Here is a 15,950-nt window from a genome sequence, read left to right as displayed (position 1 = left end):
AAATCGTCCAGCGCGATCTATTCTGGTTTCTGACTTAATTCCAGAGGCACGCCACTCACCATTTTACCGGAAATGCGCCACAAAAAGAGCTTCCCGATAGGTGCGTTACGTGAGATTCGTTTCGATCAAAACCAGCGTTGCATCTCCTTCAAAAGGTTTGGCCACAAACCCTGCTCCTGCTCAAGCCGAACCGCATCATGATGCTCGCGACGTTCGATTGACTGCAATGTGCGGACGCCTTTTGCTCTGGCCTCATCGGCAACATACCGAAGCAACGCCCCCTGTTCTTGTATTGCGCATTCACTGCGATGGCGACCTCCGCTTTCAACCACGACGCATCACAGGCCATCATCGCCGACGCAATGAGGATATTTGTATCGCCAGCGAAAACCAGATAATTCTCTGTCGAACGATGGTCGAAGCGGGTCGTCGCGACAAGACGTTCGTGACTTACTTTACCGATGCCGCCGAAAAAGCGGAAGCGCAAATCCTGCGGTGTTACAAGGGAGAACAATTCCCGCAGACGCTCCTCATCATTATGTGGCACAGAGCGATATGAAGGGACAGACCCGTCCAGGTGACCAGATCAACACCGTCCTCGACCAGGCCTTCTGCGCTGGACTGGCCAGATCTGCGTACATTTTCCTCTTCCGTTTGCATCTCGATAATGACCTTGAGCGCGTGGGTGCTGGCCGCACGGCTGAACGTGTCATAGGCACCAAGAATATCGTCAAGCCTGAAATGATGAGTAATCAATTTCTTCGCGTCGACCTTTCCGGACGCCAAGGTCCACAGCAGCATTGGGGTGGCAACGGTAACGACCAGCCGCGTGGTGCGGTGATCTCCTGGCAAAACTCGAATGTGGCGGGCACGCCAACGGCCTCGATCACAGGATCGACGCCCTTGCCGTCGGTCAGGTCAAGAATACGTGCTGCTGCGTCGGGATCATCGGCACTGATGGTCCGGGTCGCACCGACTTGTCTGGCCGTCTCAAGCCGGTGATCGTCCAGATCAAAATAACAATCTCGGCAGGTGTATAGAATTGTGCCGTCAAGAGCGCTGCCAATCCGATCGGCCCAACGCCGACGATCGCCATCGTATTGTCGGGTTGAACCTTGCCGTTGAGGACGCCGCATTCAAATTCCGTTGGCAGGATGTCACTTAACATGACAAGGGCGTCTTCATCTGCACCTGGTGAGTTGGGATAAAGACCGCTCTCGGCATGCGGAATACGCACGTATTCTGCCTGCGTGCCATCGATCGTATTGCCCAATATCCAGCCGCCGGTGGCACAATGCGAATACGTTCCCCGCCGGCAACAGTTCACACTTGCCACACTACAAAATGCAGGAAATAAGCACCCTGTCGCACTTTTTGAATTGCGATACAGCAGAGCCCACATCCACGATGATACCGACACCCTCATGCTCAGGGATGTGGCCCAGTGCACACCTTGGAACGTCACCTTTGAGGATATGCAGGTCCGTGCCGCAATCGTCGTTGTAGTCATTCTCACCAGCGCATCGGTTGCGGCGCGAACGGCGGGAATCGGCCTTTCGATGAGCGCCTTCTGACCTGGTCCTTGAGAAACGAGCGCTTTCATCTTCTTTTCCTCTTGATAAGAAGCTGCGCTGGTCGTCTGTCGGCCCCCGAATGCGCCAAGTCCCTTTTTTTAGGTATTATCGCGCCAGAAAGAGGGGCCGCCTGGTGTTTTCGATCATAGTGCGCGTGACGCCGCCGAAAATACGTTCGCGCAGCCGGGAGTGGCCGTATGCGCCCATGACGATGAGACTTGACTGCAAGCGCTCCGCATAGGTTTCGATCGTCTCGGCTATCGTCCGGCCTTCGCTCTTTATGCTTTCAATCGAAGCACTAATCTGCTGATGAGATAGATACGATCGCAATCCTGGCGCCAGCTCCCGATCGTCGTCAGGATCGACAACAATGATCTCGACAGACCGCGCCCTTTTCAAAAAGGGAGCGCTCGCCCTAACGGCCGCAGCTGTTTCCGGCGCATCAGACCAGGCAATCAGAACGGAGTTCTTGTCCCAAGAAAGGCTGCGCAAGGGATCGACCAAAATCGGTACACCGGCGTGAAAAAGAGCTCCGTCAAGGATGGCATCACGCACGCCAGGATCGTTTAGAATATCCGGGCCGATCGCAACAGCGTCGGCGAATTGCGCTCGATACCCGACAACATTGTCCAAATTGAATATTTCGGTATAGGCTTCCTCAATATCAAACGAAGAAATCTTGCCTTTCAGATAATTTTCGAGAGCAAATACTTGCCGTGCCAGCCTGTCTTGGTCGGCCTGCCGCTCGTCTAACCACGCTGCTGACACGCTCTCCATATGGGCACCGACGGGGGGTGGTGGAGCAATGCCGATCAACAGCACGGAAAGATGGCTTTCCATCGCATCGGCCAAATTTAAATCCATGTTTGACTCGGGCGAGGCAGGCTCACCTGTCGTGATCTGCAATAGCGTAGCGAAGCTCATTTTGTTCCTCCTGAACTTTCACTTCAGGATGAAGCAGTTGCGGTGAGATAGCCTTGATCCTCGTCAATGGACCATTCGATGAAATTCCGGTGGGAAAGGGTAACATTTGAGCGACACCGCTAGCCAGCACGCGAAAATTCTGCCGTGCCCGCAGTCCTGCGGTGCAGGTGTGGCCTAGTGCAAGTCACCCGTACATTTTGGAAACGGTGCGACATGGAAAAGAAGCGCCGAAGTGCACACGGGTTAAAAAGTCACGCAATCATTCGCGATAAAATAAACGCCTGACGCCGCCAAAGCTGGACTTCCTGCAGCCTAAACCCTGTTCAGGCATCGACGTATCACTACAGCATTACCTGCCGATCGGATACACCACGCAAGGCTTGCACTCGATCGACAGCCGCTTCTTTTTTATCTTTCCATTTGATCTCATGCCTGAGATTATCCAGCCCTTCTCGACGTGGACTTCCGCCGCATCTTGAGAAATATCTGTGTTCCAGTTGATCGTGATGAACTTAAGCTTGGCAGGCTCATCATCAGCCGTCAGCTTCGCACTGACCCTCGTTTCGGCAAAGGCCGCTAAGTATCAGCGGTCGCTTTACGCATTCTGCTTTAACTACCCAAATCGATCCGGCACGTTGATGTTTGTCTCACGATGGAATGGTCTAGTTCGTCTATTGGTTCACTGAGCCTTCAACGTCCCTTACCGCATCGGCAAAGCATTTTTGCATTTTGTGCCGTATCAAATTACGTGTATCCGAAAGCCCGAGGATCGCCAGATCGCTTTCCAGTTTTTTCAAGACACCCTCGTCGCCCCGTGCAAAATCAGCTTCAATAATGTCCTCAAGACAACGCGCAATATCGCGACCGAGCAGCGTGGCCACCCAACTCGCCAGCATTTTGTCACGCCTGGCGCGAATTCTGAACGGTTTCTCAGCCATCAGGACATATTGCCTCTCTGCAGCTCTCTCGCGTTCATCGTAGATCGTCATGGTACGCTTCTCCCCAAATCGCGGCCTTCGGGATCACCCGAATCTGGCCGATTGCGTAGAAAGTGCGGCAGAAATCTCGACCCGTCGGCGCCCAAAGCAACAAACGCCCCATGTACACGCCGACAAAACTGCTGCGGACAGGTCAGTGCACAAGAGTCCAGCGCCGCCTATTGCGACAAAACACGCTCCGGCTGGCCCTCTCTCGCCTCTCTACCACTCAAAGTCACGATATCCAGTGCGAAAAAGACGTGTGGAGAGGTCCCTCGACGAGGTTCAGATCGAGGTTTCAGGGCGCCGGGTTCCCACCAGTCAAAGTGTTCCGCAAGCAGCTCCCAAGCATGTAAGCGTTCCCGAACTGGAGGGTCTTCGTCTGGCAACTCCCGAAAAGAAGAGTCGATTATGACGCTCGCCCATTGATGCGCACCTTCCGGAGTGTCGATCTGCAAACAGGCACGAGGGTTTGACCGAAGGAATTCAAGTTTCTTTCCCGGCATTGTAAACGCGTAAAGGCTGTTTCCCGAATATGCGTAATATATTGGAACAACATAAGGGATATTATCCCTCGCGCACGCCATTCGCGCCAGCCTCTGGACTGCGATGACGGCGAGACACTCGTTGTGCGTCATTTCTCGGACCAGCACCGCTTACCTCCCGTACTCAGAAATGGAGCTTGCATCTGGAGATGTACAAACGTCGCTCCGCCACGCGGGAAATCCCGCGTCCGAAGTACTTTTTCCGTTTCTACATTTTCATCTCGGTGCAGCGTATCCATTAGTAAATAGAAATATCAGCCATCCGCCATTGACCTTTATCAATCGCAGAACCTTATGACGACGCAGAGCCCGTAAATCAGCACGGAACATTGACCCCTTTTTCTATCCGATTTTCGCCTCCTGTGGGCGATGAGGTTTGATCGCCGAGCGCTGGACGGGTTCCATAGTTGTGCCAGGTGCGTGCTGGCCACCCCAATCCAGCAGGATCAATTTGCGATATCGATTTGAGTTGTCCTTTGGCCACGATTGACCGGAGGAAGAACGCGCCACGCTCAGGTTAAACAGGGAGCCGAGTCTGCTGCCCTTTGGAGAAGCAACACTATTCACCGTGAAGCAGACCATCTGTTCAGCAAACAATTCCGAAATGCGTCGCGAATAACTGGGGTTTTATCGCAAACGCGGGTTCAGTTGATGTCGTCAGGAATAAATCCACCCGTCTGCCGCTGCCACAGCCGCGCGAAAAGACCATTGGTTTCAATTAACTCCCCCGGCGGGCCTTCCTCTATTATGCGGCCGTTTTCGAGCACGACGATGCGGTCCATGCTGGAGATGGTCGATAGGCGGTGGGCAATGGCGATAACCGTCTTGCCTTGCATCACAAGATCAAGTTTCTCCTGAATCGCGGCTTCGGATTCACTGTCGAGGGCCGAAGTTGCTTCATCGAGGATCAGGATCGGAGCGTTTTTCAGGAGAACGCGGGCGATCGCGACACGCTGGCGTTGGCCGCCGGACAGCTTGATGCCGCGGTCACCGACGTAGGCGTCGTAGCCCTTGCGGCCATCGCTATCGGAGAGTTCTGTTATGAAGGTGTCGGCAGCAGCCATTCTGGCGACATCTTCCACCTCCTGCGCGCTCGCCTCCGGCCGCCCATAGCGGATATTATCGCCGACCGAACGATGCAGCAGCGACACATCCTGGGCTATAACGCCAATCACGCGGCGCAGACTTGATTGGGTGACCGAGCGAATATCCTTGTCGTCGATCAGGATCGCGCCGTCCTGGATATCGTAGAAGCGCAGCAGGAGATTGGCGAGTGTGGTCTTGCCAGCCCCCGATAGCCCGACGAGTCCAACCTTTTCACCGGGACGGATCGTCAGCGAGAGATCATCGATAACCGGCTTGCCAGTCTTGTAGGCGAAACGGACGTTCTCGAAACGGATTTCGCCATGGCGAATGGTAAGATCCGCTGCGTCTGGACGATCGGTGATGGTGGGCGGTGTCGTCATGACGGGCATGGCGTCCTTGATCGTACCGACTGCCTGGAAGATCTGTTGGCCCATCTGTAGGAACGTGAAGGTGTGAGCAGACAGCCGGCTGAGGACGTAAACGGCAGCCGTGAATTCGCCGATCGTGACGAAACCATCGACAAGCCCGGTAAATCCGATCGAGAGTATCGCCAGCCAGTGCATCATGTTGAGGACAACGACAATGACCTCCGAGGTGCGGTAGATCCGCTGTTCACTTTGTTGGGCACTGATGGCCTTGGCAATAATGCCGCGGATAGCGCCCGCCTCGCTGTCTTCGGCGGCAAACTGCTTCACCATCTGCATATTGCCGTAGAGATCGGTGATCGCGCCAGAAATCAGGCTGCGCCGCTTGGCGGAACGGCGCGAGCGCTCGGTAAATACAGGTGCCAGCCTGATAGCGAGCAGAACGTTAAGCGTGATCCAGACGATGGTCGGCAAGGCGAGCTGCCAGGAGAGAGCGCTCAAGAGAATGACCGACCCAGCCATTTGCATCACGAAGCGCGGGATGGACTGGAAGGCCGATATGATCTGCTGCTGCACGGCAGAGGCCACCTGCTGCAGACGTGAGGCGACCTGACCAGCATAGAGATCATGGAAAAAGGCCAGATCCTGCCGCTCCACCGCCTTGTGGCCCTGCCACTGAATGGCGGCAGGCATATCAATGCCAAGCGTATGCGAGTTCAGCGTGTTGACGAAAAAGGAGCCAATCGGGATTGCGGGAAAGAGCATCAGGCCAAGCAAGGTCAGAAGCAACCATTCATTGTGCAGGAAGGCGCTTGCGCCCTGTTTCGTCACGCCATCAACGATGACCGATAGTCCCCAAATAATCGTCAGATTCATGGCCTCGATTGCCATTGTGGAAAGGGCGAGCACGAGCAGGATGCCGCGGAACATCCGGATGAAGTGCAGGAGAACAGCCACCGGGCCTTTCGCGGGCAACGGCTGATAGGGGATGTCGAGGGGTTGGATCAGCGTTTCAAAGGGTCGATAGATCGTATCGGAAATCGACATCAGAGCTCGAACTCCAATTGAGGAAAGATCAGAGGGTCTCGGCATAATTTAGCATTTCTGCGACGGCATCAATCGTGACCTCGTTCCCTAAGCCGACACCCGGCACGAGCCAACGCCACGAATCCAACACATCTCGGCCAGCAACTCCATCATACTGAAACATAAGTGACCGCTTTGGGATGCACCTCTGCCGGATCGAATGGGCAACCCGACGGTCCAAAACGGAAGTTATTTTCGCCTTGGGCCGGGACCGGACTGTCTGATTTATGGCGGCGAGAGTGAAATAGCTGCCGTCAAACGCGGTTAACACTTTGATTACTTCTGAACTTAAGTCCAATCGTTTAGGCGTGCCGCACTCTGCGTTTAGGCGCGCGATGACAACCTCTACGACCAAGATAACGGCGCTTTGCCGGCTTGCAATATCCGACCATTTCAGACGTTGTAGCCCTCCAAAAGATCGCCAATGGCAGACAGTACCTTTCCGTTTTAAGCGCCCTTCGGCGGCGTATCGACAGCGACTTGATTTCAACATAGCAATGACGCCTGATCCAATTTCGAGATAGCTTGTTCAATGCGTGACAGCGACAAAACACTACGGCGGCGTCTCGTTGATGCCCTTCGCCCGCTGGCCGAGCGCGACACGCGCTTGATGCTCGAAAACGAAGATCCACCCTTCATCTCGGCCTTCGTCGCCCGTCACAGGGAAACCATTTCCGAGCTCCGCATGCCCGCAGCCGGCCTCGTCATCGTCATCGAAGGCCGCAAAGAAGTGCTGTGGGGCGCGAAACGCGATATCTACCACGCCGGCGACGCCTTCGTGCTGCCGGCCGGTGCGGAGGTTGATGTTGTCAATGAACCAGATGCCGACACTGGCGTCTATCGCGCCCTCTTCGTCCGCTTCTCTCGCACCCTGGTCATTGAGGCGGCACGCCTTTGGCCGCAACTCACCAAGCGCGACATACCCCTCGGCTCGCCCATCACGATCAGTCCAACGCTCTGCTCGGCAATCATCCATAGTGGCGAGGCGCTGGCGGGTGCGCTCGACCTTTCCCGGCGCGTCGTAGATCACCGTGTTCTCGAGGTTCTCCTTATCCTGGCCGAACAGGGTGCGCTGCCATTGATGCCCAAATATGTCGACCGCTCAGTCACAGAGGCAGTGCGCCTCCTGATCCGCCACCGGCTCGATCACGCGTGGTCAACCGCCGCGGTCGCCGCTTCCCTGTCGATGTCAGAGGCCACCCTGCGGCGGCGACTACGGGACGAAAACCACTCACTACGCGCGCTGCTGCTCACCGAAAGAATGCATGCCGCTTACCTCATACTCTCGGATCGGGATGCCGATGTCGCCGACGCAATAGCCGCTACCGGCTACGCATCGCGTTCACACTTCTCGCGGCACTTCCAGGATGCCTTCGGACAGGCTCCTTCGACCGTTCGCAGGACACGTAAAAAACCATTAGCCTGACCGCTTCAGGCTCATTGCTGATCAGATCGGGCCCACCCGCACTGGCATCGTTCCCTATGCTCGACTGAAATCAACCAGGCGAGACGAGATGAACAGGAATAAAAGAAGCATATGCGCTGCCATTGTGGCCGCCGCATTTTCGGCGACAGCGCCCATGGCCGCGGACTCCACGCTGTCCGTAAAGATCGAAGGGCTTGACGGTTCTGGCCGGTTTTCAGATTCCGCCGCCTTCTGCCCGCCCGGAAAAGGGGCGAAGGACGTGAGCCCGGGGGTCTCATGGTCGGCAGGCCCAGAGGGCACCAGATCTTATGTGTTACTGATGACCGATCCGGACGTACCACTCGATTTTAGCCTCATCAATAAACCTGGCACCACGATTCCAGACGACGCGCCGCGGATCAACGTTTTCCACTGGGTTTTGGCCGATATTCCCGCCGGCATCATATCCATCGGCGAAGGTACGGAAAGCGATGGTCTCGTGCTGGGCGGCAAGCCGGTCGGATTGACACCACACGGACTGCGCGGCGCCAATGTCTATACGAGTTTTCTGGCCAAAACTGATGGCATGGCAGGCACCTATGGTGGTTACGACGGCCCCTGCCCGCCCATAAACGATCAGCGCGTTCACCGCTACATCCTTGAAGTGGTCGCGCTCGACGTTGTGACACTGGGCCTTTCCGGGCCGTTCACTGGCGAAGACGTGGAAAAAGCCATGGCTGGCCACATCCTTGCAAGCGGCAAGGCGACAGCGACATATTCATTGAACCCGAGCCTGATCCCCGCCGCCACGGCGAAGTAGATTACAATCCCAAAAGGTTCAGACACACCATGGCACCGATAAATGTTTCGTCCTTACCCGTCTTCAATCGGGATGCATCCGGCTACGACGCCCTTCGGCGCGGCCTTATTCCCTGTTTCGATACGTTTTACGGGACAGCGCTCGACTTGATCGACGACTGGCGGGACGCCGAGAGACTGCGTGTGCTCGATCTTGGCGCTGGCACTGGCCTTTTCACGGCAATGCTGCTGGCCCGCCACCCCGATGCCCAGATCCACCTCGTCGATGCCTCCGAAAAGATGCTCGAGCAGGCCCGGCAACGCTTCGATGGCAATCCGGCCATTACCTATGCCGTGGCCGACATGTCCGATACCGAACTCGGCGGTCCGTGGGATCTCATCATCTCAGCGCTGGCGATCCATCATCTGGAAGACGCCGCGAAAAAGCATCTCTTCGGTGAAATTCGGAGCGCCTTGTCGGAGGGTGGCCTGTTCGTCAACGCCGAGCAGGTCCTCGGCCATGATTGCGAGGTAGAGGCCCGTTACGCCCGTATCTGGCTGCAACAGGTCAGGAGGCTGGGCGTACCCGAAGAGGAAATCACCAAAGCGCTCGAGCGGATGTCCCACGATCGTTGCTCCCCTATCGAGAACCAGTTGCAATGGATGCACGATACGGGATTTTCCGAGGTGGATTGCAGCTTCAAAGCATGGCGTTTCGCGGTGCTCAGTGGCCGACGTCAGGGCGAGCCGCCAGCCACTACGAACCTTTGAGATAGCAGCAAGACCTGGCATCAGCGGTTTATGAAATCTGCAGGGGTTCTATAACGGGCCCCTGGCAGTTTACAGTTCCAATGATGACTTATGGTGGGCTCTGCAGTGCAGTTGCATCTTCCAGAGGGTAAAGCGGCACTGAAGGGGCTGTGCCGGGCGCAATTGGCGCTGTCATGATGCATCATCTGAGAAAACGCAGTCACACTCATTGATAACCTGCGCACCATCGGCAACCACCGATCGTCCTCTTCGGCCGAGTGTTGGCAAGGCAGCCAAAGGCCGCCTTGCAAAGGCTTGTCAATTACCGGATCTCATCGCAAGGGCAAATAACCTGGCCTGCCGATCGGCGAACGCGCGCGGGTTGGCTGGTTTGTCCCCGTCAAGGATGCGGGCTTCGTCAAGCAAAAGCCACGCAGCATCCTCGCGAAACGCCTGATCGTCCATTGAAGCAATGTTTTTCACAAGTTCGCTCTGCCCATTGATCTCCAGGATCGGCTTCGACGTTGTTTGCAACCGCCCGGCGCCTTTCAGGAGTTTTTCGAGTTGGCGGTCGGGGCCATAATCCGACGCTACAAGGCAGACCGCACTTTCGGTCAACCGATCAGAAATACGCACGTCAGCAACCTCCTCACCGAGGGCGCTTCGCGCGAAATCGATGAAGGCTCCAACCTCGGGAGAAGCTTGCCGACCAGCCTCATCAGCGCCTCCCTCCCCGGCAACAGTGTTCAGATCGGCAAGACCTTGGGTGACAGATTTAAATGGCTTGCCTTCAAAATCTGGCACATTGGTCGGCCAAAAGTTATCGACGCCATCTGTAAGCAGGAGGACTTCGATCCCTTTGGCCCGGAAACCCTCAAGGTGCGGCGACGATTTCAGCTGGTCCAAAGTGGAGCCGCTAATATAATAGATCGCCGATTGTCCTTCCCTCATCGTGGCCAGGTAGTCAGCCAGGCTGCGTGTCGCCTCGCCCGATGCGGTGCTGCGGAAGCGTGCCAGCTTCAGCAACTGTGAGCGCCGTTCGAAGTCCTCGTAGATGCCTTCCTTGAGAATAGCCCCGAACATATCCCAGAACTTGGCAAAGGTCTCGCCGTCGTGCTCGGCCATCTTCTCCAGCGCGGAAAGGATCCGGCTCGTCACGCCCTTTTTGATGGCCGCGAGGACCGGACTTTCCTGGATCATCTCGCGGGAGATGTTGAGCGGCAGATCCGAAGTATCAACGATGCCACGGACGAAGCGCAGATAGCGCGGTAGCAGTTCGGCATCATCGGTTATGAAGACGCGCTTCACATAGAGCTTCATCCGACCGTGTCGGTCCGGATCAAACACATCGAATGGCTGAGAACCGGGTATGAAGGCAAGAGTCGTATATTCGTGTCGGCCCTCAGCGCGGAAATGGACGTTACTCAGCGGCTCGTCGTACTGGCCTGAAACGCTCCGATAGAAATCGACATAATCCTGCTTGGATATTTCGTTCTTCTGCTTGATCCATAGCGCTGCCCCATCTGATACCTGTGAGGGCTCGGCACCCTCCTTCTCGACCAGACGGATAGGTACGGGGACGTGGCCGGACTGGTTTCGAATGATCTCCTCCACCGTCCATTTGCTCGTATATTTCTTTGCATCTTCCAAGAGATGTAACACGACGCGAGTACCGCGTGTCGGTGCTTGTCCCGGATCGACCGCAGCAATGTCATAGCTTCCTTTGCCGTCGGATGACCATTTCCAGGCCTCGTCCTTGCCGGCGCGGCGCGAGATTACTTCGACCCGGTGAGCGACCATGAACGATGAATAGAAGCCGACGCCGAACTGGCCGATCAGTTGCGCTTTCTCTCCAGCTTTGGCCGCCTCAAGCCGATCCATGAATGCTTTTGTCCCCGAGCGCGCGATCGTACCGAGCGCGTCGATCATCTCGTCGCGGTCCATGCCGATGCCGCTGTCTTCGACAACGAGTGTCTGCGCCTCTTCATTGAGCGTCACGAGAATTCCCGGCTGGATCCCATCGGCCGAGAGTTGCGGCTTGGAAATCGACTCATACCGCAGCTTTTCGCAGGCATCCGCCGCGTTCGAGATCAATTCGCGCAGGAATACATCTTTGTCCGAGTAGACCGAATGCACCATCATGTGCAGAAGTCGGCTGACATCGGCTTCGAATACGTGTTGCTCGGGCTGGCGCTCTTGTACGGTCGTCATTGATACCTCCATTGCACATAAATCGCCGGTCAAATGGTTTTTCCAGAGTCATATTTCAAGCGCTATCTACCGCTTGCGCCAGCGTTCCTGGATCGTCTTTCGACTAGATTGTTTCCGATTGTCAGTTTTCGTGAGCCTTTAAGATTGCGCCAACAACCTCCGCGCAAATAGTGCTGCGAAAAAGATGACATTCGGTAGCTTTTTACCGGTAAGTCAGCAGAGATATAACCGTTACCGACCGAAACTCCGGCGCAATGATGACTGGACACTCACGCGGTCCATAAATTCCCCCCTCAACTTCTGAGGTCTTGACCGCTTCATCGCCCAGCAACTCGATACAACGTTGTTTGCTGTTGTCCTCGTTGAAATGGCGAACAGCACCGATAACCTCGCCGTCCCGGAGAACGGGCGTCTGCCCCATCCTATCGTTCCACATTGCAGATGGGGTAAAGTTGGGCCGCAAATTCGTTTTTAAGCCCTGCCCGGCCATTGTCCGACAGGGTCAGAAATCGAAGCGCGGGAGATGTGCAAGACAGACATTCACACACGGCGGCTTCCAGACACTCGATGCCTGACGCATTGCCGACATGTCACCAACCGCGATCTTTCCACCACTGCGAGCCTTAGAAATATCGAAACTGCCGCTGCTCCTTCAGCGCCCGCGCCCAGAACGCGCGCGCCCTCCCGATAAGCCCGCTGTTCCGCAGCCATGGAGATTGAAGGCACCATAGCAGGTCAGACCGGTCATTGCGCTGACCTGGCGGCACGTGGCGGGAGTAAATATCCCCGCCACATGCCGCCCTGATGATCCATCAGAAAACTTTCGTCAATGAAACGGCGAATGTGCGTCCGCGTCCCTTGTAGTCAAACACGGCTTCATTGGCCAAAGCACCATAAAGCGCGTTGGCGCGCGCGCCCCATATGGTTGTGTAATCCTTGTCGAACAGGTTCATCACGCCGAAGCGAAGCGTTGTGTCCTGCGCTTCGAAGCGATAGGCACCCGTTAGATCGAACAGGGTGTAACCATCAATCTTCCGGCTGTCGTCGTCGCTGAGATTGAAGGCATGTTGCCCGGCCAGCTTGATGTTGAAGTTATCTTTCGTCCAGCCAATATAACTGCCGAGCTTGGAAACACTGGCGGTACCGATGCTTTCCTTCTCCCAGTTACCGTCAGACTTGATTTCCGACTTCACCCAGTGACCGGATGCGCCAACATCAAACCCGTAATCCAGTGTCGCGCTGGCGCTGGCCTCCAGACCATAGACACGTCGCTCACGATCAACGACATCAACAGCCAGGGTCGTGCGGTTCAACTCGATGGATCGGTTGGAGAGCGAGTAATATGCCGCGGTCTGGAAGCTGAAGCTATCGTCATTGAAACGATAACCGACTTCAAAAGAGTTGGTCTTGATCGCCTGGAGTGCGGAGTCGGCAACATTGACGCTGTCCAGGAGGACGTAACGGCCCCCGACAAGCCTATAGCTACCGATCCCGTAGTATTTTGCCGGGTCAGGAAGCTCGAAACCCTGGCCGAAATTGGCATAGATTTGCTGCGTATCGGTCAGCTCATAGGTCGCGCCGGCGTTAAACAGAGCCGCATCGTAGCTGACTTCCCCGCCGGGAATGGGATCCACAGAGGAGCCGACCCGGTTGAGAACGGCGACCTGCTGTGCCGCGCCGGCGAAGCTCGATACGTCGGTGGTGACATATTGATAACGCACACCACCGTTGACCGTCAGCCGGTCCGTCGCCTCATAAGATCCCTGGATGAAACCGGCCAGGGTCGAGACATCGATATCGGGATAAAGCCCGGTAATGCCGCGTGTCCTGAAGTCCATCGCACCGGTCGTCGCGACTGTCAGGAAATCGAAGACGTTCTGTTTGGAACTCAGCGAATCCCGGTCGGCGTCGATGCCATATGTCACCTTAAGCCCGTCCAGCGGCTCCGAGATCATCGCTGCCTTCAGGCTATAGTAATCGGTATCCTGCGAGCTACCGCCGAAATAGACGAAGGGGGAGAAAATCGCACTACCGGGAAACGGGTGGAACCGGATTTCTTCCCGCCGGAAACTGCCCTGCAGAAGCAGTTCCTGCCCCAGGAAATCATTGTCGGTGTAAGTCGCGTTTACCATGGTACGGCGCGTGCGGGGGTCGAAATCCGATCGGTATCCGTCCCGCGTTTCAACCAGGTTGGAATTGCGGATCCCGGCAAGGCCTGCGCCAAGATAAAGCCCGAATGGCGAATCCTGGGCGCTGTCATAAAACTGGCCGGACACCTCGAGGCGCCTGTCGTCATCGATCTGCAAACCGACACTACCCATGAAATCGATGCGCTTGTTGAATGCTGTGGAAGTCTGGGTAATATCGGGGGTGAGCATCGTGCCGGAGCCGTCGTAAAAGCCTCCCGTCTGGTTGCCGGCGATGGAGAAACGCGCATCCCAGTTTTCGCTGTTATAGGTCACGGCACCTGCACCGTTGCGGTCAAGGTCACGGGTACGGCCAAAGCCACTGCCAAGGCCCGCCGTCACTTCACCGCGCAAACCGTCCGGCGCATCTTTCCCCTTCTTCGTGATGATGTTGATGACACCACCTGTTGCATTGCCGCCGTAGATTGCCGTCGCGCCAGACAGAACCTCGACACGCTCGACATTGAAAGGATCGATTGAATCGAATTGGCGGCTCAGGGAGCGCGCCGAGTTCATCGAAACACCATCGATGAGAATGAGGGCCGTGCGTCCCCGCAGGTTCTGGCCATAGGCTGTGCGCGCACCTTCGCTGGCGGGGTCGAAACTTGGAACTCTCTCAGCAAGAATCTGCTGAAGCGACTTGCCTGAACGGGCTTCGGCCTCGATGGCCTGTGCATCAACGACATAAATCGTTCGCGCCGTCCGCGAGACTTGCTGGGGTATACGGTTGCCACTTACAACGATCGCCTCCAGCACCGTAGAACCATTGTCTGATTGCGCGTTCTGAGACGTATCCTGCGCCTGAACGGCGTTGTTGCCGCCCCCGATTGCGACGACGATAGCCACAAGACTAACGCCGACATTCCACTTTCCGATCATGTCGCCCCCAATGCGCAAAAAATATCTTCCAAGTCGTGCCCCGGAAAATACAAGACTGTTTTGATCATGTTTTATGCGCTATGAAACCGCCGGGCTTGGATGGGAACGAACCCGATTTGGATAGATGCGAACATCAACAGCAAAGACAGGTTTGATTTTTCATGGAAGTTGTCCGCCCCCTGAAACTTGGAACCTTCTCGCTACCTGATCCAGAAAGCAGACTGGTCTGCCGCACAATCCTTCTGGACATGTTGGGAGAAGCAACAATCACCGTTGAAGACGGTGATCTGGCGGGCGTCACCGGCCTTGTCTGGAAACACGAAAACCTTTCTCTCGCAACCGTTTACCTGCCCAAAACACCCTTGCGGCTGACAGCTCATGGGATCGGCAGGCCCGATATCGCGATGTTGCGTGCAACTGACGGAACCTTGATTGTCCATCATCGCAAGCACACTTTCGAACTGGAACCCCGTGATGTCATCATCCTTCCTACGGATATGGCATCGGAAATTATTTTGCCGGAAGGCGGGCGACTCGACTGCGCCCATCTTCCCCATGCCGCCCTCACCCTTGCACGAAAGTCGATCGACCGGATCTTGTTGCGGCCCTTTTCAGCAGAATGCCTGCCATTGCAGTTGTTGACCCACTATGCAGGATATCTTCTTCAACAGGACCATCAGGACAAAGAGCATGCCACCATGATGGTGGCGCACTTCTACTCCCTGCTTCCCGTTCTCGCCCGATATGGGAACGAGGTTGCGCCTTCGGCAGTTCCGCAAAACCGCATTGAAGCGATCAAGGCGATGGTTGAGGAAAATCTTGCCGACGGTGCGTTTTCGATAGCTGATGTGGCACGCACCGAAGGCATCACACCGCGCGCGATCCAGAAACTTTTCAGTCGGACAGGCACGACCTTTTCGCGCTACGTGCTGGAGCGGCGGCTGGTGCTCGCCAAGAGCCTGATTCTTGCCGAGAACACCGCAACTCCGATCAGCCAGATCGTCTACAGCGTCGGTTTCAACGACCTGTCATATTTCAATCGCACCTTCCGCAGTCGCTACGGAATACGCCCGACAGACCTGCGCCGCATGACGGCGCCTGACGAGGCAAAAAACCTGTGAGGAATTAAGTCGTCTCGTGACACTGCTGGAAAGCGTCACTCCG

16 protein-coding genes are annotated in these 15,950 nt (G+C 56.0%); 5 read left to right on the top strand and 11 right to left on the bottom strand.

Annotated elements, in window-relative coordinates:
* Positions 1-148 precede the first annotated feature (148 nt).
* From QE432_RS25870 to QE432_RS25855, 4 genes are all read right to left on the bottom strand, one after another.
* On the bottom strand, positions 149-514 hold the full coding sequence (locus QE432_RS25870; RefSeq protein ID WP_113049340.1) for a hypothetical protein: 366 nt from the start codon (positions 512-514) through the stop codon (positions 149-151).
* The gene (locus QE432_RS25865) at positions 499-801 is read right to left on the bottom strand and encodes a hypothetical protein (protein WP_306627506.1); all 303 of its coding nucleotides are present in this window, start codon (positions 799-801) and stop codon (positions 499-501) included. Before QE432_RS25865 ends, QE432_RS25870 begins: the two co-directional genes overlap by 16 nt.
* Entirely contained in the window at positions 753-1,136 is a 384-nt protein-coding gene (locus QE432_RS25860; protein ID WP_306627392.1) for a zinc-binding dehydrogenase, read from the bottom strand. The genes QE432_RS25865 and QE432_RS25860 overlap by 49 nt, the downstream gene beginning before the upstream one ends.
* Positions 1,137-1,337: 201 nt before the next feature.
* Entirely contained in the window at positions 1,338-1,436 is a 99-nt protein-coding gene (locus QE432_RS25855) for an alcohol dehydrogenase catalytic domain-containing protein (RefSeq protein ID WP_306627495.1), read from the bottom strand.
* Here QE432_RS25855 and QE432_RS25850 point away from each other — a divergent pair.
* Entirely contained in the window at positions 1,425-1,574 is a 150-nt protein-coding gene (locus QE432_RS25850) for a hypothetical protein (protein ID WP_306627390.1), read from the top strand. The genes QE432_RS25855 and QE432_RS25850 overlap by 12 nt on opposite strands.
* Positions 1,575-1,679: 105 nt before the next feature.
* Here QE432_RS25850 and QE432_RS25845 read toward each other — a convergent pair whose 3' ends face one another.
* The 4 genes from QE432_RS25845 to QE432_RS25830 all read right to left on the bottom strand — a co-directional run bounded on the left by QE432_RS25845 (position 1,680) and on the right by QE432_RS25830 (position 6,518).
* On the bottom strand, positions 1,680-2,498 hold the full coding sequence (locus QE432_RS25845; protein WP_113049339.1) for a universal stress protein: 819 nt from the start codon (positions 2,496-2,498) through the stop codon (positions 1,680-1,682).
* Positions 2,499-3,169: 671 nt separating this feature from the next.
* A complete protein-coding gene (locus tag QE432_RS25840; RefSeq protein ID WP_019565897.1) occupies positions 3,170-3,487 on the bottom strand; it encodes an ATPase inhibitor subunit zeta in 318 nt (105 codons plus the stop codon).
* A gap of 167 nt (positions 3,488-3,654) precedes the next feature.
* Positions 3,655-4,113, bottom strand: coding sequence for a pyridoxamine 5'-phosphate oxidase family protein (locus QE432_RS25835; RefSeq protein WP_272870263.1), 459 nt, complete (start codon positions 4,111-4,113; stop codon positions 3,655-3,657).
* Positions 4,114-4,664: 551 nt separating this feature from the next.
* Positions 4,665-6,518: an ABC transporter ATP-binding protein gene (locus QE432_RS25830; protein WP_113049338.1), complete on the bottom strand. Its 1,854-nt coding sequence runs from the start codon at positions 6,516-6,518 to the stop codon at positions 4,665-4,667.
* Between the two features lie 571 nt (positions 6,519-7,089).
* On the opposite strand from QE432_RS25830, the gene QE432_RS25825 reads away from it, so the two are divergent.
* From QE432_RS25825 to QE432_RS25815, 3 genes are all read left to right on the top strand, one after another.
* Positions 7,090-7,983, top strand: a complete 894-nt coding sequence (locus tag QE432_RS25825) for a helix-turn-helix domain-containing protein (RefSeq protein WP_113049336.1) — start codon at positions 7,090-7,092, stop codon at positions 7,981-7,983.
* 88 nt (positions 7,984-8,071) lie between these two features.
* A complete protein-coding gene (locus tag QE432_RS25820; protein WP_113049335.1) occupies positions 8,072-8,782 on the top strand; it encodes a YbhB/YbcL family Raf kinase inhibitor-like protein in 711 nt (236 codons plus the stop codon).
* Between the two features lie 29 nt (positions 8,783-8,811).
* Complete coding sequence (locus tag QE432_RS25815) at positions 8,812-9,531, top strand: class I SAM-dependent methyltransferase (RefSeq protein ID WP_113049334.1); 720 nt, start codon at positions 8,812-8,814, stop codon at positions 9,529-9,531.
* 297 nt (positions 9,532-9,828) lie between these two features.
* On the opposite strand, the gene htpG is transcribed toward QE432_RS25815, so the two are convergent.
* From htpG to QE432_RS25800, 3 genes are all read right to left on the bottom strand, one after another.
* On the bottom strand, positions 9,829-11,721 hold the full coding sequence (gene htpG / locus QE432_RS25810; RefSeq protein ID WP_113049351.1) for a molecular chaperone HtpG: 1,893 nt from the start codon (positions 11,719-11,721) through the stop codon (positions 9,829-9,831).
* 202 nt (positions 11,722-11,923) lie between these two features.
* Positions 11,924-12,142 (bottom strand): DUF4172 domain-containing protein, encoded by a 219-nt coding sequence (locus QE432_RS25805; RefSeq protein WP_025591705.1) that lies wholly within the window; start codon positions 12,140-12,142, stop codon positions 11,924-11,926.
* A gap of 391 nt (positions 12,143-12,533) precedes the next feature.
* The gene (locus tag QE432_RS25800; protein ID WP_113049333.1) at positions 12,534-14,786 is read right to left on the bottom strand and encodes a TonB-dependent receptor; all 2,253 of its coding nucleotides are present in this window, start codon (positions 14,784-14,786) and stop codon (positions 12,534-12,536) included.
* A gap of 161 nt (positions 14,787-14,947) precedes the next feature.
* On the opposite strand from QE432_RS25800, the gene QE432_RS25795 reads away from it, so the two are divergent.
* Positions 14,948-15,907 carry a helix-turn-helix transcriptional regulator gene (locus QE432_RS25795; protein WP_306627386.1) on the top strand — a complete coding sequence of 320 codons (960 nt, stop codon included), beginning with the start codon at positions 14,948-14,950 and terminating at the stop codon, positions 15,905-15,907.
* Positions 15,908-15,950 lie beyond the last annotated feature (43 nt).

This window comes from Agrobacterium sp. SORGH_AS_0745 (assembly GCF_030818995.1).
GTDB classification, from domain to species: domain Bacteria; phylum Pseudomonadota; class Alphaproteobacteria; order Rhizobiales; family Rhizobiaceae; genus Agrobacterium; species Agrobacterium tumefaciens.
The sequence above is the reverse complement of the archived record's forward strand: the minus strand, read 5'-3'. Positions and strand labels throughout refer to the sequence as shown.

Excerpts from the sequence above, each read along its gene's own strand:
- QE432_RS25865 (WP_306627506.1), bottom strand. The coding sequence starts at position 801 with ATGCTGCTGTGGACCTTGGCGTCCGGAAAGGTCGACGCGAAGAAATTG.
- QE432_RS25860 (WP_306627392.1), bottom strand. The coding sequence starts at position 1,136 with ATGCGGCGTCCTCAACGGCAAGGTTCAACCCGACAATACGATGGCGAT.
- QE432_RS25850 (WP_306627390.1), top strand. The coding sequence starts at position 1,425 with ATGCTCAGGGATGTGGCCCAGTGCACACCTTGGAACGTCACCTTTGAG.
- QE432_RS25845 (WP_113049339.1), bottom strand. The coding sequence starts at position 2,498 with ATGAGCTTCGCTACGCTATTGCAGATCACGACAGGTGAGCCTGCCTCG.
- QE432_RS25840 (WP_019565897.1), bottom strand. The coding sequence starts at position 3,487 with ATGACGATCTACGATGAACGCGAGAGAGCTGCAGAGAGGCAATATGTC.
- QE432_RS25835 (WP_272870263.1), bottom strand. The coding sequence starts at position 4,113 with ATGACGCACAACGAGTGTCTCGCCGTCATCGCAGTCCAGAGGCTGGCG.
- QE432_RS25830 (WP_113049338.1), bottom strand. The coding sequence starts at position 6,518 with ATGTCGATTTCCGATACGATCTATCGACCCTTTGAAACGCTGATCCAA.
- QE432_RS25825 (WP_113049336.1), top strand. The coding sequence starts at position 7,090 with ATGCGTGACAGCGACAAAACACTACGGCGGCGTCTCGTTGATGCCCTT.
- QE432_RS25820 (WP_113049335.1), top strand. The coding sequence starts at position 8,072 with ATGAACAGGAATAAAAGAAGCATATGCGCTGCCATTGTGGCCGCCGCA.
- QE432_RS25815 (WP_113049334.1), top strand. The coding sequence starts at position 8,812 with ATGGCACCGATAAATGTTTCGTCCTTACCCGTCTTCAATCGGGATGCA.
- htpG (WP_113049351.1), bottom strand. The coding sequence starts at position 11,721 with ATGACGACCGTACAAGAGCGCCAGCCCGAGCAACACGTATTCGAAGCC.
- QE432_RS25805 (WP_025591705.1), bottom strand. The coding sequence starts at position 12,142 with ATGGGGCAGACGCCCGTTCTCCGGGACGGCGAGGTTATCGGTGCTGTT.
- QE432_RS25800 (WP_113049333.1), bottom strand. The coding sequence starts at position 14,786 with ATGATCGGAAAGTGGAATGTCGGCGTTAGTCTTGTGGCTATCGTCGTC.
- QE432_RS25795 (WP_306627386.1), top strand. The coding sequence starts at position 14,948 with ATGGAAGTTGTCCGCCCCCTGAAACTTGGAACCTTCTCGCTACCTGAT.